The organism is uncultured Shewanella sp., assembly GCF_947501225.1.
Lineage (GTDB): Bacteria > Pseudomonadota > Gammaproteobacteria > Enterobacterales > Shewanellaceae > Shewanella.
Genome location: NZ_CANMUW010000003.1, coordinates 129,466 through 149,395, shown reverse-complemented (window position 1 = coordinate 149,395; position 19,930 = coordinate 129,466). Strand labels below are relative to the sequence as shown.

Annotated in this window: 18 protein-coding genes; 1 reads left to right on the top strand and 17 read right to left on the bottom strand. The window is 49.1% G+C overall.

Annotated elements, in window-relative coordinates:
• Positions 1-41: 41 nt before the first annotated feature.
• The 17 genes from Q1B47_RS06200 to Q1B47_RS06120 form a co-directional block, all read right to left on the bottom strand.
• The gene (locus tag Q1B47_RS06200; RefSeq protein WP_299790261.1) at positions 42-563 is read right to left on the bottom strand and encodes a type II secretion system protein; all 522 of its coding nucleotides are present in this window, start codon (positions 561-563) and stop codon (positions 42-44) included.
• A gap of 108 nt (positions 564-671) precedes the next feature.
• Positions 672-1,274 (bottom strand): type II secretion system protein, encoded by a 603-nt coding sequence (locus tag Q1B47_RS06195; RefSeq protein WP_299790978.1) that lies wholly within the window; start codon positions 1,272-1,274, stop codon positions 672-674.
• 101 nt (positions 1,275-1,375) lie between these two features.
• Entirely contained in the window at positions 1,376-1,882 is a 507-nt protein-coding gene (locus Q1B47_RS06190; protein WP_299790259.1) for a hypothetical protein, read from the bottom strand.
• A gap of 2 nt (positions 1,883-1,884) precedes the next feature.
• The gene (locus tag Q1B47_RS06185; RefSeq protein WP_299790257.1) at positions 1,885-3,105 is read right to left on the bottom strand and encodes a type II secretion system F family protein; all 1,221 of its coding nucleotides are present in this window, start codon (positions 3,103-3,105) and stop codon (positions 1,885-1,887) included.
• Positions 3,106-3,203: 98 nt separating this feature from the next.
• On the bottom strand, positions 3,204-4,958 hold the full coding sequence (locus Q1B47_RS06180; protein WP_299790255.1) for a type II/IV secretion system protein: 1,755 nt from the start codon (positions 4,956-4,958) through the stop codon (positions 3,204-3,206).
• Positions 4,955-6,184, bottom strand: a complete 1,230-nt coding sequence (locus Q1B47_RS06175) for an MSHA biogenesis protein MshN (protein ID WP_299790253.1) — start codon at positions 6,182-6,184, stop codon at positions 4,955-4,957. The genes Q1B47_RS06180 and Q1B47_RS06175 overlap by 4 nt, the downstream gene beginning before the upstream one ends.
• Positions 6,181-7,089, bottom strand: a complete 909-nt coding sequence (locus tag Q1B47_RS06170) for an AAA family ATPase (protein WP_299790251.1) — start codon at positions 7,087-7,089, stop codon at positions 6,181-6,183. Before Q1B47_RS06170 ends, Q1B47_RS06175 begins: the two co-directional genes overlap by 4 nt.
• A 3-nt stretch (positions 7,090-7,092) precedes the next feature.
• Positions 7,093-8,778 (bottom strand): pilus (MSHA type) biogenesis protein MshL, encoded by a 1,686-nt coding sequence (gene mshL / locus Q1B47_RS06165; RefSeq protein WP_299790249.1) that lies wholly within the window; start codon positions 8,776-8,778, stop codon positions 7,093-7,095.
• Positions 8,775-9,137 (bottom strand): MSHA biogenesis protein MshK, encoded by a 363-nt coding sequence (locus tag Q1B47_RS06160; RefSeq protein WP_299790247.1) that lies wholly within the window; start codon positions 9,135-9,137, stop codon positions 8,775-8,777. Before Q1B47_RS06160 ends, mshL begins: the two co-directional genes overlap by 4 nt.
• Positions 9,124-9,774 carry a type 4a pilus biogenesis protein PilO gene (gene pilO / locus Q1B47_RS06155; RefSeq protein WP_299790245.1) on the bottom strand — a complete coding sequence of 217 codons (651 nt, stop codon included), beginning with the start codon at positions 9,772-9,774 and terminating at the stop codon, positions 9,124-9,126. The genes Q1B47_RS06160 and pilO overlap by 14 nt, the downstream gene beginning before the upstream one ends.
• Positions 9,771-10,382 carry a PilN domain-containing protein gene (locus Q1B47_RS06150; protein ID WP_299790243.1) on the bottom strand — a complete coding sequence of 204 codons (612 nt, stop codon included), beginning with the start codon at positions 10,380-10,382 and terminating at the stop codon, positions 9,771-9,773. The genes pilO and Q1B47_RS06150 overlap by 4 nt, the downstream gene beginning before the upstream one ends.
• On the bottom strand, positions 10,379-11,293 hold the full coding sequence (locus tag Q1B47_RS06145) for an MSHA biogenesis protein MshI (RefSeq protein ID WP_299790241.1): 915 nt from the start codon (positions 11,291-11,293) through the stop codon (positions 10,379-10,381). The genes Q1B47_RS06150 and Q1B47_RS06145 overlap by 4 nt, the downstream gene beginning before the upstream one ends.
• Before the next feature lie 332 nt (positions 11,294-11,625).
• Entirely contained in the window at positions 11,626-13,536 is a 1,911-nt protein-coding gene (csrD, locus tag Q1B47_RS06140; RefSeq protein WP_299790239.1) for an RNase E specificity factor CsrD, read from the bottom strand.
• A gap of 347 nt (positions 13,537-13,883) precedes the next feature.
• Positions 13,884-15,131, bottom strand: coding sequence for a malic enzyme-like NAD(P)-binding protein (locus Q1B47_RS06135; RefSeq protein WP_299790237.1), 1,248 nt, complete (start codon positions 15,129-15,131; stop codon positions 13,884-13,886).
• A gap of 169 nt (positions 15,132-15,300) precedes the next feature.
• Positions 15,301-16,161: a thermonuclease family protein gene (locus tag Q1B47_RS06130; RefSeq protein ID WP_299790235.1), complete on the bottom strand. Its 861-nt coding sequence runs from the start codon at positions 16,159-16,161 to the stop codon at positions 15,301-15,303.
• 151 nt (positions 16,162-16,312) lie between these two features.
• A complete protein-coding gene (gene rpmE, locus Q1B47_RS06125) occupies positions 16,313-16,525 on the bottom strand; it encodes a 50S ribosomal protein L31 (RefSeq protein ID WP_299790232.1) in 213 nt (70 codons plus the stop codon).
• Positions 16,526-16,747: 222 nt separating this feature from the next.
• Positions 16,748-17,533 (bottom strand): hypothetical protein, encoded by a 786-nt coding sequence (locus Q1B47_RS06120; RefSeq protein WP_299790229.1) that lies wholly within the window; start codon positions 17,531-17,533, stop codon positions 16,748-16,750.
• A gap of 87 nt (positions 17,534-17,620) precedes the next feature.
• Between Q1B47_RS06120 and priA the strand changes: the two genes are divergently transcribed.
• Positions 17,621-19,816: a primosomal protein N' gene (gene priA / locus Q1B47_RS06115; RefSeq protein ID WP_299790975.1), complete on the top strand. Its 2,196-nt coding sequence runs from the start codon at positions 17,621-17,623 to the stop codon at positions 19,814-19,816.
• The last annotated feature ends 114 nt before the right edge of the window (positions 19,817-19,930 follow it).

Genomic DNA, 19,930 nt, shown 5'->3' with positions numbered 1-19,930 from the left:
ATATATCCAGAACTATTTAAAATAAAATTATTATAACAATATTAACAGCTTGAAGCTGTTGGCATAGTTGAAAACGTAGGCGTTTTACCTTCACTAGCTGACTCTGTGTAAGTTAACTTACACGCCGCTGGTGCACCTGTTTGCCAAATTGTAGCAACGCCAGAATCAACAAAAATAACCCAATCAGCATTGTTGTCTGTCTTTATTGTTGGGTCAGTGGCAGAAGTACCAACGTTAAACTTCACATCTACCGCGTTCTCTAATTCAGCCTGTAACCCCTGTAGGTAACCATAATTAGTTTTTGCCTTGGTTCCAGTTCCAATATCAACTCCATTATCACCAGTCCAATCGCCTTTAGCTTTTTTCTCATCTCCGGCTATGGCCGCTTTTGAGTAAACCAGTGAGTTTGCACCTTGAAGAGAAGCCTTCATGCCTTCCAAAGTCGAAACTCTAGCATCGCTCTGCAGGTTGATAAATTTAGGTGCTGCCGTGACGGCTAAGATACCTAAGATGATAATAACGACCACTAATTCGATTAGCGTAAAACCATTTTGTTTTTTCACAGTCTTGACCTTTCTGTTTTCAAGTTCAGTAGCGATGCTTGCTACTGTTCAATTCAAATAACGATTTAATTCAAAAAGCATTTCAGCTGCTTTGCAGCATGGAATCAATTAGTTGGTAAAACTAACAACTGTACCTGTACCTGGGTTGTATGTGATTCCCTTACCCACATTTAAATCAGGAGTTGGAGTAGGAATACCTGTATTAGGATCTAATGCCAACGAAGCAACCTGATGGTAGACGCACAGATCGATACCAGTCACAGTCTGGCCATTTAAATCAGTTGCCGTTCCACCTACACCAGCAAGCATTCTCACGGTATAACGTTGGTTACGGGCATCATCTGTATATTGAACATTTCGCGGAGCACTCTGCAACACAGCGTTAAATACCTGCTGACAACGGTTGTCATTCATCGCTGTGACATCGGTACCATTCGGACCAGTACCCGTTGGGTAACCAAAACGAGTGTCTAAGGAGACACTGGTTCCGTCCAAAATCACTGTGCTATTGCTACGTCCATCCACTTCCCACTGGGCTCTTACGAAGCCTACGGCCGTGGCCAGACCACCGGTAACACCTTCTAGGCTGGCATCTTCGGCATCATCAGTGACATTGAGAAAGCGCGGAATGGCAGTCGCGGCTAACAGGCCCAGGATCACAATAACGATCACAAGCTCAATTAATGAGAAACCTTGCTGTTTACGATTTATTCTATTCTGCATCTGATTATTCACCCGCATATGTCACCCCAAATCTAATTTTACAATTCTAACAGTTCGCCAAATTTTAGAAACCCATGAATTTGTTATATTTACTCATTCGTCAAAAAAATAACGCGCCCCGTGGATAGCTGATAACTTAATCGATCTGAATTATTAGCAATAAAACTACAAACATCTCCCCCAGACCCTAGTTCCGTTACAACCTGTTGCGTACCAGGCTCTCGTCCCAACAACTGCCGCCAAAGTTGCTTACAACCCGCCAGATCGTCGGTATCAGGAATAGGCCAACCACCGGAGCTCATCTTAACCAGGGTTTGACCCGCCGGTTCGACAGACTCTTGCCTATCAAAGGCTAAATCATCCCACTCCAGTCTCATCTCAGCGGGGCGCCCCTTTGCTAACCACTGCGCCTTGACCATGGCCAGAACATTAAGCATCTTGTTGTGATCGACCCTTAGCCCCTGGGCACCTAGCTTGTCGACAGAGGAAAAATAGCGAACTCCCAATATGCCAAGCAATGTGAGTAGCAGAACAATAGCAATCACCTTGCCAAACATCTGCAGCAGCTCGCCATCCGCCTGCTGTTGACTCTGCATAGCTAGCTCCCGCCTTTGACGACGTTGAGCATATCCCACATGGGTAGATATATGCCCAGTGCTAATATAAGCACGATCCCTGCCACAAATCCGATCAGGATAGGTTCCAGCTTGGCGGTGAGGTTTTTCAGGTCATAATCGACCTCCCCTTCATAGAAATCGGCGGCGTCGTTGAGCAACTGATCTATCTGCCCTGTCTCTTCGCCCACGGCAACCATCTGCAGCACCAATGGGGTAAACAGCTGGCTCTGATTCGATACCCTGAGCATGGAGTCACCGGACTCGATGCCGCGGCGCATCTTAACGATTCTGTCGTGCATATAGGCGTTATCGACCGCATCGGCAACCAGACTGAGTGCCTGTGTCATCGGCACGCCTGCGCTCAGCATCATGGAGAAGCTTCGGCAATAACGTGACAGGGTCGAGCGCTCGATGATGCTGCCAACTGCGGGTATATGCAGCTTCCAGCTGTCCCACTGCTTCTCGCCTTTCTCGGTGCTGTGCCAATATCTGATACCGATAAATGTAGCGGCTAAGCCAACCAGCATGCCGGGCCAATAGTTAACAAAAAAGTTGGAGGTACCAATCAGCACCTTGGTCGCCCAGGGCAGATCGGCTCCGAAGCGGGAGAACATCTCGGCAAACTTAGGGATCACCATTATGTTGAGGATCACCATGGCCAGAGCGATGGCAATCAGTACGAAGATGGGGTAACGCATCGCCGCCTTGATCCGTCGGCGGGTCTCCTGCTCACGTTCTATGTACATTGAAAGCTGAATAAAGGCATCTTCCAGTTTACCTGTGTTCTCACCTACGTGAACCATAGAGACAAATAAGGCATCGAATACATCGGGATGATGATTCATCGCCGATGAGAGTGGTCTGCCCGCGGTGAGCTGCTCGGAGATATCATTCAACGCATCGCGCATTCGCTGTGAGTGGGTGGTTTCCGAGAGTCCGGCAATAGCCCTGAGGATGGGGATTCCCGAACGGGTGAGTGAGTACATCTGCCTGGAGAAGATCTGCAACTCATCGAGTGAAACTTTTCCCTTGAACAGCGAGGCCAGAGAAAACTCTCGCTTCTCCTTGGCCTCATTGAGCTCTAATGGGATCACCGCGCGGGACATCAGCTGATCGGCAGCCGCACTCTCAGAGGTAGCATCGACCATGCCGGTCACCTGCTGCCCCTGTGCATCCCTTCCACGATATTTATAGGTCGCCATTAGCTTTTCCCATCTTCAATTTGTCTCTGTTACACTCATTCACAGCTTAAATAATCATAAATCCAGCTTGCCTTTAACGGCGCTGAAACAGCTTGGTATTACAACTCGGTTCCCTGAGGCTGACCTGCCGATAGCGGAGACTCGGTCTCGTTGACATCCTCGATCAACTTGGCCACCTCCTCTATGGTCGTCATGCCATCGGCTAAATACTTAAAGGCTGACACGGCCAGTGGGGTGAAGTTAGGGCTCAGGTACGCGGCGCGGGCAAAGTCCTGTGGATTTCCCGTGCGCATGGCATCGATCATCGCCTCATCGAGTTCGAGGATCTCAAACACACCGATACGCCCCCTGTAGCCGCTGCCGTTACAACTTTGACAACCGGAGCCGATTCTGAACCTGGCCCCGGAGAAATCCTGTTGACTGGTGCTGTTGAGCCATACTCTATCCTGCGCGGTCAGCTCATACTCCCTGGCGCAGTTTTGACATACCCGCCTCACCAGACGCTGGGCAATGATGACCCTCAAGGCACTGGCAACCAGATAACTCGCCGCTCCCATATCCAGCAGACGCAGCGCGCTGGTTACCGCATCGTTGGTATGCAGGGTCGACAGTACGAAGTGACCGGTCAAGGCACCTCGAAGTCCAATCTCTACGGTCTCCTGATCACGCATCTCACCGACCATGATGATATCGGGGTCCTGACGCAGGGTCGTTCTGAGAACATTGGAGAAGTCTAAACCTATCTTATGGTTAACCTGCACCTGATTAATACGCGGCAGTTGGTACTCCACCGGATCTTCGACCGTGATAATTTTACGATCTGCGGTATTGAGCTCACTCAAGACACCATAGAGGGTCGTGGTTTTACCACTACCCGTCGGTCCGGTTACCAGTAGCATGCCATGGGGACGCTTGATCTGTTTACGCACCCTCTCCAGGATCTCAGGCGGCATCCCGGTTTCATTCAACGTCAACAGGCCTGCCGATTGATCCAGCAGACGCATCACCACGGACTCACCATGGTAGATCGGCATGGTCGACATACGCACGTCTATCTGATGGCCTTTCACTTCCATATGAAATCGACCATCCTGAGGCATACGTTTCTCAGAGATATCCAGACCCGCCATCAACTTCAGTCTCAACACCAGGGCGGCTGCAATACTCGCCTCCGGTAGTATGTTTTCATGTAGCTGGCCATCGATACGCTGTCTGATACGCAGCACTTTATCGCCGGGTTCGATATGGATATCCGATGCACGCATCTGTACCGCATCCTCGAATATCGACTGCAGTAACTTTACAACTGTGGTCTCATTGTCACTGTCACTGTCGGTCAAACTCGCGAGATCGAACTGATCATCGGCGGCGTACTCCTCCTCAAGTTTTCCCGCAATCTGAGCAATTTCATCTGTTCTGCGGTAGATGTTATCGAAAGCATCCAGCAGCTGACTCTCGGTAACAACCGCTATCTCCAGCCTTTTAGGCGTCAACAGCACCTCGAGATTATCCATCGCCTGAAGATCGGCCGGGTCGCTCATGGCCACCAATACGCTGTCGCCATTGTCCTCCACCACCAGCGCACGAAAACGGCGTGCCTGAACTTCGGGTAGCAGGTTTACGACCTCAGGAGGAATAGGCCTCCTACTGATATCGATAAACGGAATATGCAGCTGTTGAGACAGGAACCTGAGCAGCTGCTCTTCGGAGATACTGTTGAGATCGATCAGTGTACGCCCAAGCTTCTTACCGGTAGTTTTCTGTTCGCTCAAAGCCTCCATTAATTGAGGCTCGCTGATGATCTGCTCCTGAACGAGGAGATCACCCAGACGCATCTTTAACTTTGGTTTCACTCGATCTCTCCTAACTGCGCCAATCTGTTTTCAATATAGTCTGCTGCCTGAGCCGACAATCCCTTTTGAGGCACCGATTTGTACACTATAGCCTGATTATAGGCTTCCTTAGCGGCACCATACTTACCCTGTGCATCCAGCGAATAAGCTAAACCCATCCACCATCTTGCCTGATTTGTCTCCATAGAGAGTAGCTGGCGGTAACCCCGCTCGGCTAAGACAAAATCTTTTAACTCCTGCGCCAGAGTGCTGAGTTCGAGCCACTTCTGTTTAACCAGTGAGCTGCTGTCGGGGATCCGGCTAAGCGTCGTCAACGCCTGCTGCTTTTCACCCGATGCCTGTTGTACCCGGGCAGTCAACAACAGATAGTCATACTCGCCGGGGAATAGTGCAACGCCTTGCCTCAATAGCTCGATGGCAAGATCCAGCCTGCCTTTACCATAGTAGAGTGCCGCAAGTTGCTTCCTCGCCTGATGCAGTTTCGGGTTAAATACCAGAGCCTCACTGTAATAGACGATGGCGTCCTCCAGCAGACCTTTCCTCTCGGCCTCGCTCGCGACAATGAATCTCTTCTGCGCCAACTGCTCATCGGATAGCTTCACCTCGGTCACGGCCATAGAGCCACTGTTGCCGGAGCCAGACTCCACTGTTTTAGCCTTAACGCCTTGTGATGATGCCGGTGCCGGGTTACCTGCTTTTCCACCGCTCCCTACTGCCCCCTCAGGGGTAACAGAGGCCGAAAGCGCCTCATCATCAGTTGTGAGTTCAGGCGTTGCTTTCAGCTCTGGCTCAGTTTTAACCGGTTCGACAGGAGCCGCAGCCTTAACCGCCTGCGCCTGTTTATCGTTTTTTGTAACCAAGGGCCCATTATCTGAGGCAATATGTTCAACCTTGCCCTGTGATGACACAGGCTTACCATCATTAACACCTGCCGATACCGCAACCGGGAGAGAAGGTTGCTCAGCGACGTTATCGGCAGCGATACTCTCTGTTTCTAAGGCTCCGACAGGACTACTCTCTACCTTATCTATGTTCTTGGTGGTTAACCGCTCCCAGCCGAAAACGGCTACGGCCACCAGAGCCAGAGTCACGACCGCCAGTAAATACCAAGGCAATCTGGAGGGAGGAGCTGTTTGATACTGTACAGGTGCTACATGTAAATTCTCCAACTCATGGGGCTGCGCACGCTTATCCAGATCTTTCAGCATAGTATTTATTACACTCATGCCAGGCCTCCAATCATAAGGTGAATGGCCGCGCCAGCAATCACAGATATCACGCCAAATCCCATAAACCAAAACCACCGGGTACGAAAGACCAGCCTGGTATCATCTGTATCTATAATTGCCGCCTTCACGTGTCGGTACTCGACGCGATCGGCACCCTCTCCGAAGCTCAGCAACAGTGCTTTATGAGCCAAAATATTGATCAATCTGGGGATTCCTTTAGAAGCCTTTGCCAGCAGGCGAGTGTCAGAGAGACTAAACAGTGGCTTGCCTTCCCTCCCCGCGACCGACAGTCGGTGCTGCACATAGGCGCCGGCTTCATCTACAGTCAAAGGCCTGAGCGAGTAACTGAAGGTAATTCTTTGCCGTAACTGGCGAAAGTTATGCTGAGTCAAACGTTGATCTAGCTCAGGCTGCGCAAACAGTACCACCTGCAATAACTTACGACTCTCGGTCTCCAGGTTAGTAAACAGACGCAAGGCCTCCAGACTCTCATCCGGCAGAGCCTGCGCCTCATCGAGGACCAGGACGATGGAGTGGCCGTGAGCACAAAGCGCCAGCAGCTGCTGCTGTATCAGCCCGGTCAACTGCATCTGATCGATATCGGCAGAGTACTTCAGCCCTAACTCGAGGGCGACCGCCCATCTGAGCTCGGCGGGAGAGAGATAGGGGTTAGGCAGATAGGCACAATGAAATCGCTTAGGGAGCTCATTGATAAGCTTTCTGCAGATGAGCGTCTTGCCCGTACCGACTTCGCCGGTGACTTTAATGAACCCCTCGCCTGTCTGCAGTGCTGTTTGAAGAACCTGTAGCGCCTCTACATGAGGCGCTAAGCCAAAGAAAAACTCTGTGTTAGGAGTGAGCGAAAACGGGGTTTCCGCCAGTCCGAAGTGTTGCAGATACAAAATTTACTGCCCTTGCCCGCTTTCATCTTCTTCCGGATACCAACGATCCAACAATGCCTTGGATCTTTGTAACTCTTTTCTCCAGGTATCTGCACCGACAACGGTCGGCTTAAGCAGGATAACCAACTCCGTCTTCTTGAGTGACTTTGACTTGTTGGAAAACAGCTCGCCAACCAGTGGAATATCGCCAAGCAGTGGCACCTTAGATTCTACCTCGATATTCTCACTCTTCATCAGACCGCCTATCACCACCACATCACCGGTTTTGGCCTTGATCACTGTGTCTGATTCCCGGATATCACTCTGAGCCAGCGGCAGCTCCAGCGAGTTTTCCGAGACCTTAACGACCTTAGTCTGCTCCTTAATGTCGATTACCGATGGGTGGATATGCAACAGGATACTACCCTCACCATCGATCTGTGGGGTGACATCTAATGCGATACCAGAGAAGAATGGGGTAAGCTCGACCTCGGGTGTCGTGACAGGAGTGGTACCGGCAACTGTTGTCGATGACACATCGGTGACGAAATACTCATCTTTACCGACTTTAATCACCGCTTTTTGGTTGTTAGACGCAGTTACCCTTGGGCTTGAAAGCACATCGACATCACCTTGGGTATCGAGCAGGTTTATCATGGTGCTGAAGTTAGAGCCCTTGATGTTTAACGATGTCACACCACCGATGGCATTGCTGATCGCATCACCCACTCCTTCGGTATTCTTGCTGGTGCCGAAGGTTATATCGGTATTACCCACATGACCGAGAACGTTATCCCAGTGGATCCCCTGCTGATAACCATCTGACAGGGTCACCTCCAATATTTTGGCTTCCAGGATCACCTGACGTTGCAGGTGTGTTTCGGCGGTTTGCAGGAAGGTACGCACCTGCCTTAGTTCATTGGGGTAAGCGCGAACGGTCACTAAGCCGGCTTGTGGAGTCACAACTACCTGACGCCCTTCACCTGTGCTGCCTATGATGGAGATCAGCGTCTTCTCTAACTCTCCCCAGAAGTCGGTCTTTGTCTTAGAGCGGATAAAGGTGCCGTTGGTCGTATCGTTACTGTTGTTACCGTTCGAATTGGAGTCATTATTCGAAGAGTTATTGTTATTGTTGTTATTGTTATTATTGTTGGAATTTGAGTTGTTATTATCTGAGATACGACCCGAATTAACTGAGGTCAATGACAGCCCCTGACGCTCCATATACAGGTAGTTCAGCGGAAAAGTCTCGGTGCGCATACCCGATGGAAAAACCCGTAAGATCCGGCCTTCACGGCTGACTTCATAACCATAGATATCCTCTACGACCCGAAGCGCCTCACTGAGCGTCACTCCCTTGAGTGAGAGTGAGATGGTCCCGGAGACGGCCGGATGTACGGCCACACTCAGAGGCGAACCCTGCACCAGGCTTGGGAAAAAGACTTTTGCATCGACATCGTTGGCCGATACATCGAAGCGGCGCTCGGTTCTCAATACCGGAGAGATCCCACTAAGCAGCTCTTGAGACGCTAACTCTTTTTGAATGGCATCCGGCATAACGGCCGGCGGCGGAGTCGTGGCTCTACTCTGCTCAGTTTGCAGCGAATCAGACAAAGCATCTTTGGACTCCACAGGATGTGGTCTGTCGGTGGTTTGACAGGCTACCAAAAAAAGCGCTATCAGAGGCGTAATTATTTGAATCGCTCTCATTTGAATTTATTTCCCTTTGTCTCTGTTATTGCTTGGTACATCTTCAATTTACGTCCGTCGGCCAATGACACCGAACCTGTGTCTATTCTAACTATTTTCACCCCCTGAACCCGATCACCAACAACAAAGATCTTATTATTGATCACGGCATGGGAGGCCGACTCGGCCTTGACTATGCTATTGAGCACCAAAGCACTGCCGGTCCCGGATGAACCGGCGTCGACGATGGCAGCCCCTCTTCCGGGGCGCGTCGGATCACGTAATGTTTCAGCATGGACAGTGCTCGTCAGTAAGACCAGCAGTGACACCAGCAGTGACTTGAGTACTGAAAAGTGTGAACTCGCCTTAATTTGCAACACTGATAAAATCCTTATTAATGCTTAAGGTATAAAGCTCCAGGACGACATCGGCCGTGGGATATTGCCCCACCTTGTAGTCCATTCGTTTCCAATAAAGCTTATTAGGCATATCTTCAACAGCTTCGATAAATTTTAACAGGGAGAAGTAATCCCCCTGCAATGTAAGACGGATACCATGACTGTATAGATTGGTTTTCTTATCATCTTCCAGGGCCAGTAATGGCGTTGGTGCAATAGACTGAAACTCCTGCAGCTTTATTCCTGTAACCTTGCCCAGCAACTCACTCAATAGCGTTGGCATATGATCCGCCGGGATCATATCGACCATCTGAAACGAAAGCTGCTCATCGAGATCCGTACTCTGCTGCTGCAAAACCTGAAGACGGTTATTGTATTCATCGTTGGGATCTTGAGCCAGACGTTGCTGGTAAAGCTCGATCTGCTGCAGCGAGATCTTGTTTTCCGCATTAAGTACACTTATCTGTTTAGACAGAGAGCTGTATTTTAACAGCAACGACTCGAGCGGCAGATAGCAGAGCATGCCGATAACGACAACTGCCGCGGTTGCAACCATGACTCGTTCCCGCTGAGTCAGCAGATTAAAGCGCTCACCCAGTTCCTGCCATCTCTGCTTCATTGACTACTCTCCACACTCTCACCCGCTTTGCTGGTCAAGGTAAATGCCAGTGGCTGATTGTCACCACGATTCATCGTCATAGAAGCAAATGCATGCCCCTTGAGGGTGTCTGTTAATTTCAGGCGCTCCACCCAAAGCGGCACGCTGTGAGGTGCTGAGCTAAAGCCTTCAAAAATAAAGTTGTTCTCATCGACCTGAATTCGGCTAAGCCAAATATTACTATTTGAGACCCGAGCCAGATCTTTCATCAGCGGCGAATAACCATGGCTGGTCAGCTCCTCTCTCTGACTGAGCTCTCCCAATAGCATGCGCTTCAGTTCCACCTGCTGCGAGAGAAGATCTACCTTATCGACAAGTGAAGCGTCCGGTGCCCGACTGGCCAATGCAGCTTCAAGCTCCTGCTTTTGGTTATCTAAAGAGTGCTTTTGTGAATTCAGCTGTGCCTTATCACTTTCCAGGCCGTTCACCAGGGTGTAGCTCACCCCGGATGCAATGGTAAACAGCGCAATGATAAGCAGCAGCAACCTGCTAAGGTTCTTAAATGATAGCCTGAGCTCAGGCGGAAACAGTGAATCCGAATAGAGGTTAACCCTGGTCTTCATTGTCATGAGTCGATACCTCTTTGAGACGAGCTATCCCGGTTAAGCTCGCACAGAGCCAACGCCGCCATCTTTTTCTCGGCAGAGCTAGTCTCAATCGTGTTCACCTTTTGATTGAAGTTAGCACTAACCAATTCGGCGAGTTTCTCCAACTGACCATTGATCAACAACTCAATCGATGCCACCGGAGCCTGACGCAACTGGCTCTCAAAATAGTCCATGGAACGTTGCAGCTCCAAGCTTAAGTTATCGGCCAGCCCAAATGCCAGCTCCTCTGCACTCACGGTATCAAGCTGATTAAACCCTCTCACCCGGCGCTGCATGTATAGTTCACCCTGTCTGACAACAGTCAGCAGAAGTTCCTGTCCCGGAAGATGGCTCAGTACCAGCCTCGCCTGTGGATCGTCAATAAAGAGGTTGGTCACTGCCATCTCTTCGATATTAATACCAATGACCTCCATATCATGCTCTTTCGCCGCTAACACTAAGGCCGCTAAACCGGCCTTCTCCACAACGACTACATTCAACTTGGCACTTCCCGATAACGGCGGCTCAAAGTAGTCAAAATGAATATCGGCAACAGCCTGGGTGACCATATCTTTGATTGACCACTGAAGCGCCTGCATCATCTCTTCGGCTTCAACGTTGGGCTTATCGACTAACAACAGCTGATAGAAGGAGGAGGATAGGGTCACCTGAATCTGAGCCGGTTCAAACTGTTTTGCTATCAGTGCAAAAGCTCTCCCCCAATCGACGCCATCGAATGCAAATTCACAGCTGTTTTCTGGTTCTTGAGGAGTAACGTTATCATCACCAGCCTGATAAACCACAAGCTTATCAGGGCAGACGTAGACGCCTAGTTTGATTTTTGAATTAGATCTCTGCCAGAAGGCCAACCTATTAAAAAGACTCGTTCCCATCAAAGAATGCCTATTATCCCTTTACCCGTATAGCTAATGTGTTTCAGGTAGCTATCGCACCAGAACAACTGCAACGAATTACCTACACAAGTAACCCCCCTTGTATAGAACATACCAGGCGAGCGTCAATTTTCTTACGCTCATTGTAACGACTAATCTTATAATTTTATAGAAAAAACACAGGCAGATTAACTGCGACATAGATTTAAGGTAGGCTTGTTATCCCAAGCTTACAAGCCATGTACATACAATAAACCTGAAAGTAACGAAAACAGCACCAAAAAAGCGATCCGGTTAACGCATAAATAATGCAGTATTTGAGAGAAGAAGCCTTACACCTCTTCGACAGGATCACTGAAGATACTTCCCTGCCCCGCACTGACACCTAAGATTTTCAGGGTTTGCCACTCCTCGAAAGACTCAACACCATCGGCAAAAACCTGCACATCACTGCGATATAGCCCACCGATAAGACTACGGACAAACAGCTGGTTCTCCTGTCTCAGATGGATCTGCCGAACGATAGAGCGATGGAGCTTAATCAGATCGAAGTGACACTCCTTGATATATTGTGTGCTCACAACCTCTTGCCCTACCCGGTCGACACAGAGGCTTGCCCCCATCTTTCTGATCATATCCAGTCGATCTTCTAACTGCTCCCTATGGTGAACGACGATATCCTCATTAACTTCGAATATCAGTCTGGAGGTCAGATGACGGTATTCGAGCAAGGTGGTTTTCAGCCAACGGATAAAGGCTCGGCTCAATAGGGTGTCCAGGCTCAGGTTAACGCTATACTTTGTGGTCGTATCATTGCGATCACTGAGAAGGTCAAACAGGACGTTTTCAATCACCTGCCTCTCAAACTGAGGGGTGAGTCCACACTTGATAGCCATAGGAATATAGAGCGTTGCTCTTATCAGGTTATTTTGATTATCACGTATCCGACTCGAAATTTCGAAATGGTGGGTCTCCATGTCACTATCGACCACAGGCTGTGAGAAGATCACCAATCGCCGGTTAACCAGGGCATACTCCAAAAAACTACGCCAGCGAACCGAGCCTTTAGCGAACTCTTCGTCCACAGCCCCCTTATCATACATAAACCAGCCACTGCTCCCCTGAAACTGAGCGGCCCTTAACGCCCGCTCTGACTCATCGAGCAGCTGCTCCTTACTCTCACCCACCTTAAAGTAAGCAACACCGATATGGTAAAAATCATCACTGTTCTGCGTATCCGGCAGCTCCTGGCTCAAGCAGACCTTAAGTAATTTTGCGGCTAACTTTTCGGCATCTTTTAAAGATATCTGCGGGACAACGATAGCAAATTGATTGTATGAACGACGAGCGAAGATACTGTTTGCCTGAGTATCTAATATCTGATTAATATCATTGATGGTCTGCAGCAGCAGGGCATCGACCGACTCGTCGGCTAACTCCTGCTGTAACAGGTCGAGATCTTCCATCTCCAGCAGAAACATCACCCCGGGAGCCATCATGCCGCGATCGTTGCTCAATGCGTCTAAACGGTTCTTCAAAAATAAGCGATTGCCGATGCCGGTTTCCGGATCGAGAAATGTATTTGAGCGGATGAATTGGTCGAATCTCGCCCTCTGCTTCTGGGCATCATCTAATTCAAGCAGCATATGGGTCAGAGCACGGTTGATCATCCTTGGCTGACCATGCCCCTTCTCGGCTAAAGCCTGCTCATACTCATTGTTCAAAATAAGCTTACTTCGGGCCGCCAGATCTTCGATCCCCACGAGTTGTGTCGAAAGCCACCTGTGACCAAAGCGCACGAACACAGCAACGGCGACTACCCCACTGAAGAGAATAAGCAGTTCAAACCAACTCAGATCGTACATAGTAAAAGGCTGAGGAAGGGTCATAACCAGCTTCAACTGAGGCTCCTTAATCAGTACGCTCTCATAGGTCACATGGCCCTTTTGAATATCGTCCGTTTGAAAATTGTAGACGAGTCTGCCACTCTCACGCAGTTCAAACCCGGATGCGTTATAGGCAGATAGAATTGAAGGAAGCCATGAGGATAGCTCGCTGTCACTATCATGTTCATAGTGATGAACCAGCATGGACTCCAGCTCTGAGACTTTTTGCTGCTGGAACTTATAGGTCAGTTGAGCAAAACTCACCAGGGCGGTGAGCAGAAACAGAAAGGCAACGGCGGCGAGTGAAAGTAACCAAAAGCCGGTGAGTCTTCTCGTTAAAAGTCGTGTTAATTTCATTATCCGCTTTCCCGCAGAATTTATTATTATTAATTTCAGAAATCTGGATTCAGCGGTCAAATACCAATCTGTATAAGAAAGTGCTCAACTCTCGCTGAGTGACCACACCTTTATACCGATTGGTATAAGGCCTAAGTGTTAAGTTTTAGTTAACAGCTAAAATCCCACAATACAAACAAATTCCACTCTTCACAACGATAATTGTGTATCAAGTAGAACACGACTCTGGACAAGTTCAGGGAAGAATAGTGGTAAAACACAAAAATCGGATTTATTATCAGCCACTTACATCTTGGCAACAAAACAAAAGGGGCCATAAAGGCCCCTTGTGGTCTCAAAGCGTAAAATTAAAGCATGTAGTTGTCGGGCAGTGAATCGATTGCCGCCACACCCGAATCGATCGCCGCCTGAGCAACAGCCTTAGCCACATTAGATAGCAAACGCGGGTCCATCGGCTTAGGGATCACATAATCAGGACCGAAGGCCAACTCGCTGACATCCGGGTAAGCCGCTAATACTGAGGCGGGCACCTCCTCTTTAGCGAGCGCCGCAATAGCATTTACAGCTGCAATCTTCATCTCATCATTGATTTTCGAAGCACGAACATCCAGCGCACCACGGAAGATGAACGGGAAACAGAGTACGTTATTTACCTGATTAGGATAGTCACTGCGACCCGTTCCCATGATCAGATCTTTACGTGCATCGTGAGCGATCTCAGGTCTGATCTCAGGATCCGGATTTGAACAGGCAAAAATAACCGGCTTATCCGCCATCAAGGCAACATCTTCGGCTGTGAGTACATCCGGTCCGGACAGGCCTAAGAAAGCATCAGCGCCTTTAATCACTTCCTGCAGAGTGCGCTTATCGGTATTGTTGGCAAACAGGGCCTTATACTCGTTGATATCTTCACGACGGGTATGGATCACGCCTTTACGATCCAACATGTAGACATTTTCACGCTGCACACCACACTTAACCAGCATTGTCATACAGGCGATCGCGGCGGCACCGGCTCCCATACAGACAAAGATAGCCTTATCTATCTCTTTACCCTGGATCTCAAGCGCATTGATCATACCTGCTGCGGTAACAATAGCCGTACCGTGCTGGTCATCATGGAATACCGGCACACTGCAACGTTCGATAAGTGCCTTCTCAATTTCGAAGCACTCAGGGGCTTTGATGTCTTCCAGGTTAATACCACCGAACGTATCGGCGATAGCCTCTACCGTATTGATAAACTCCTCTGCGGTGCGGTGTTTAACTTCGATATCTGTCGCATCAATGTTAGCAAAGTGCTTGAAGAGTAATGCCTTGCCTTCCATAACTGGTTTAGAGGCTAATGGTCCCAGGTTACCAAGCCCCAAAATTGCAGTACCATTTGAGATAACGGCTACCGTATTTCCCTTCGCCGTATAACGATAAGCATCATCAGGATTTGCAGCGATTTCACGAACAGGCTCTGCGACACCTGGGCTATATGCAAGGGCCAGGTCCATGCTCGTTTCTGCTGGCTTTGTCAGGCAAACAGCGGTTTTACCTGCTACTGGGAATTCATGATAATCGAGGGCTTGTTGACGAAGATCTGACATTTTTTATAATCCTGAAAATGCGACAAGTTAACTTTTCATAGAGGTCTGCAATCTCCCGACTCTTTGGGCATTAAAAGATGAAGGGGATTGGTTGGGCTAAGATACTCGAAATGACACACTTTTTAAACATAAGATTAGGAAAATTCAGAAGAAGTTAGAGATTATTGCTCTAAGGTCTATTTTGTAAACTTATCTGTGAAGGATGGCTGCTGATCAACTGCCATTTTTTGTAGGAATAATACAACGAACCACGGACAATTACTGGGGTTTCAAGCAAGTCCAGGTTTAAAATATTGCTAAATTTACCAGATTCGGCTCTAGGTATGCCGACATAGAGCTTTTCATCCAAAATCAGCCACAAATATTGGCCTTTTCTTTCATAACCGGTAACAACTCCCTTTACCTCTCTCCAGCGGTTACGATCTTCACGTACTAACTCCTCAACCGTCCTGGCGCGATAATCCGGATGGGACCATAGACCCAACTTTTTATCCCGGGCAATTAACTCGACCCGGTTAAGACATTGCCAAAAATAGTCATTTTGGTACACCCGAGTCTTGGCGAAGCCCTGCCTCAACAAAACCTCCTGTAGGTGCTCTCCATTTCGAGTATAAACATAGGCCAGAGTGCGGCCATAGGGGTCCAGTCTCCTCTTATCGAATGAGAGGTTCAGGAGCTGACCGGGTTTGAGGTATTGCCGTAAAAAGTGCCGCGCCTCTTCAGCATATGCCTGTGACAGCTCCGGGTATTGAAAGTCGATCTCCGGAGAGTCGATACCAATCAGACGCACCAGACGTCCATCTTTCAAGGTTATCGTATCGCCATCATTAACATATTGAAGTTCAACCTCTTCATCAAAATGCGTGGGGGCACACAGGGCGGGGGCGCTCCCGTTATTTTGCACTTTGAACTCTCGCAGAGGTTTCTCTGTCTGTGCTGCTTGAGTCGTAGATGAGAAGCTTAGTGGGAGGAGCAGAAAGAACACACCGAGCAGTGATTTTAGAGAAGAGAGCAATTGAACTGTATTCATGTGACCTCCCTTTCTTCAGATCGGATATTTAGTGCAACTGATATCAGAGCCTAAGCATCTACTTTGGATAAACTTTAAAACGAGCATAACAAAAAGGCGCCATAAAGGCGCCTTTTCAATATTCATTGTAGAAATACTTTTAAAGTAAAAGTTATTTCTTACCAAGTGCACCGAAGCGCTTGTTGAACTTGTCGATACGTCCGCCGGTATCAACAACTTTCTGTGTACCAGTGTAGAATGGGTGACATGCACCACATACGTCCAAGTGCAGATCTTTACCTGCAGTTGAGTTTACTTTAATTACGTTACCACAAGTACAAGTTGCAGTGATTTCTGCGTATTCAGGATGAACGCCTGGTTTCATTGGGATTACCTCTAATTGAAGGCCATGTCGCTCTTCCAACCCGAAGTCGGACACCACATGAAGTTAATAAAATATTTAGGCGCGAGATAATACAGGATGCGAGAGCCAGATACAAGAGAAAAAACAACTCAAATCCTCAGCCTGAAAGAACCTTAGAATAAAACTTAATCTCGATAACCGCTTCCCCCTGTAAAACTATCTGCCTAAAAGAGTGTATGCGGCCTATAACTGCTCATAGATCCTTTTTGCCGCCACGCTGTCCCGGTATTTTTCTCTCAACGACAGAGATGGGCACAGCAATACGCTATCGGCTCTCAGGCCACCGATCTCACCTTTATTAAACGCCTTTGGATTAGCCTCGAAAATCGCAAGAATGGCGCCATAGGTTCCAACTTCCCACTCCTTGCTATATTGGCTACCTATTCGCCACAGGGTCTGCTTACCGTCGTAGTCGAGCACGCAGTCGTCCTCGGTAAGAGAGACAGATGTTGCCCCTTGACCTGTCTTTGCAGCCAGTAACGCGGCAGAAGCCGGCTTTGCCGGTTTCTTAATAGCGCTAACGGCCAGCTCTGTTTTAAGCTCGGTTTTGGGCTGAATCTGTTGCCGCTTCGCCTCTGGTTTAACCCTAAACCCCTTTGCAATCTGCTCATCACTGAACAGCGCGATAGTTTTGACCAGCTGCCACTGATTGATCCGATACTCTTTCACGATTAATCTCGCCGAAGGATCGAGCACATCGTCGACGCCGGTCAGAAGCAACATAAAGTTATTGATAGGCTTAACCATCAAACGCTCATCGCCACTACTCTGGCGGACAATAAACTGCATCTTATCGAAATTTTCATATCCGGAGACGATATTGACCCTTAACTTAGGGTAATCACCTAAGCCAAACATCTGCTGATTAATACTGACATGGGTAATTTGGGCGTAAGCATGGCTACTCCCCAACAACTGAGCACAGAGCAAGAGAAATGAAAACAAGCTTATTTGAATTATTCGTGTCATTAGATCTCTCCGTTTTTAGATAAGGCTAGCCCTTGACCGGCAGGCTGGGTACACTTGCAACTATCCATTGATAAATCTTGTCTCCCTATGCCCTTGTTTGTCGAGGTTGCCTTGCCTGTGCCTATGCGGCAAGCCTTCAGTTATAAAGTACCGGATTCAATTTCATTCCCTCCCCAAAAAGGGATGAGAGTAAAAGTCCCCTTCGGCCGCCAACAATTAATCGGTTTAGTCACGGGAATTTCCGATACCTGTAACTTAGCACCTCAGCAGATAAAATCTATTATATCTCTGTTAGATGACGAACCTCTGTTACCTGATTCACTTTATAAACTAACCGCTTGGGCCGCAAGGTATTACTTCTGCAGCTTAGGGCAGATGTTGTCCCAGGCTATTCCGGTAGCCCTGCGTAAGGGGGCAGAGCTTTCATCTGAAACCACTACATTCTGGCACCTGACCCAGTCCGGTAAATCTGCGTCACTCGACACCTTGAAGCGAGCGCCCGCACAGAAGAAAGTGATGGAGCTACTGCTTAAGGGTGAGCTGACTCAAGATGAGATTAACAGCTTAGCCCTGAGTAAGTCGGCACTGAAAGCGCTAGAAGAGAAACAGTGGATAGGCCGGGATGAGAGAATCAACACTATCGATCTCTCCTGGCGGAAGCGACTCGAGCTAGGCGAAGCCCCTTTGACACTCAATCCTGAGCAGGCCATTGCCGTCGCTACACTCAACCAACAAACGAGCTACCACTGTACCCTACTCGAAGGTATAACAGGCTCGGGGAAAACCGAGGTCTACCTGGCCCTGCTTGAGTCGGTGCTCGAGCGCGGCAAGCAGGCGCTGATCTTGGTTCCGGAGATAGGTTTAACACCACAAACGATCAGCCGCTTCAAGAGCCGCTTCAAGGTACAGGTTGCCGTTATTCATTCAGGCTTAACCGACAACCAGAGGCTGACGGCCTGGCAGCAGGCGAAATCCGGAGAGGCGGCGATCATCATAGGTACACGCTCGGCGCTGTTTACCCCGATGGCCTTCCCCGGAGTCATCATCCTTGACGAGGAGCATGACTCCAGCTTTAAACAGCAGGAGGGGGTCGGCTATCATGCCCGGGATCTGGCGGTGATGCGTGGGCACCTCGAAGATATTCCGGTACTGCTGGGAACGGCAACCCCCTCCCTCGAAAGCCTGCAAAATGCACTCAGCGGCCGTTACAAACATCTGCAACTGGGCCAGAGAGCGGGTAATGCTGAGAAAGTACGTCAGGGGATAATTGATATCAGCAATCAGCCCCTCAACAGCGGCCTTTCCCATGCGCTGCTCAACGAGATGCGTATCCACCTCGATGCAGGTAACCAGGTGCTGTTATTTCTTAACCGACGGGGCTTCGCTCCGGCGCTGCTGTGCCACGAGTGTGGCCACCTGCATGAGTGCGACCGTTGTGACGCCTTCTTCACCGTGCATCAATCACTGGGAGAGATCCGTTGTCATCACTGCGGAAACCAATATGCCATTCCAAGACAGTGTCATAACTGTGGCAGCACCATGTTGATGGGGCAGGGAGTGGGCACAGAGCAGCTGGCAAGCGTGTTGGAAAAGGAGTTCCCGAAATATCCTGTGGTTCGAATCGATCGCGATACTACCAGCAGAAAAGGCTCCCTGGAAACACATCTCAATGCCATCCATAAGGGCGAATATAAGATACTCGTCGGCACACAGATGCTGGCTAAGGGACACCATTTCCCCGATGTTACTCTGGTAGGACTATTAGATGTCGACGGAGCTCTTTTCAGTGCCGATTTCAGGGCGCCGGAGCGCTTCGGCCAACTCTATACTCAGGTATCGGGACGGGCAGGAAGAGCCAGAAAACCGGGGACCGTGCTGATGCAGACTCACCAAGCCGATAACCCCGTTTTACGTGAGTTGATGCATAAAGGCTATGGTGAGTTTGCCCGTGGTCAGCTCGATGAGCGCAGACAAGCCTTGCTGCCACCGGTCTGGCATATGCTGCTTATCCGCGCCGAAGCACATCAAGCCATAGATGCCGATAACTTTTTATCTCAGATAGCCGAGCTGTTACCACAAGGCGAAGAGAGCGAAGTGATTGGTCCAATGCCTGCACCTATGGATAAGAAAGCGGGAAAATACCGCAGGCACCTCATTTTCCAGACCAAGTCGCGCAATCAGCTACAACACGCTTTCGAGCACGCCTTGCCACAGATAGAGGCTCTGCCACTGGCCAAACGTTGCCGCTGGAGTCTGGACAGAGATCCGCAAGATCTGCTCTGACCGACTCCGAACCAGGCTTTTTATTTAACTGTTGAGGGGGAATCTGTCACTTTTAGGAAAAAAAAGCCATAAAAGTGATTTCGAGGATGGCAATTGACCACCACTAGCGGCTAA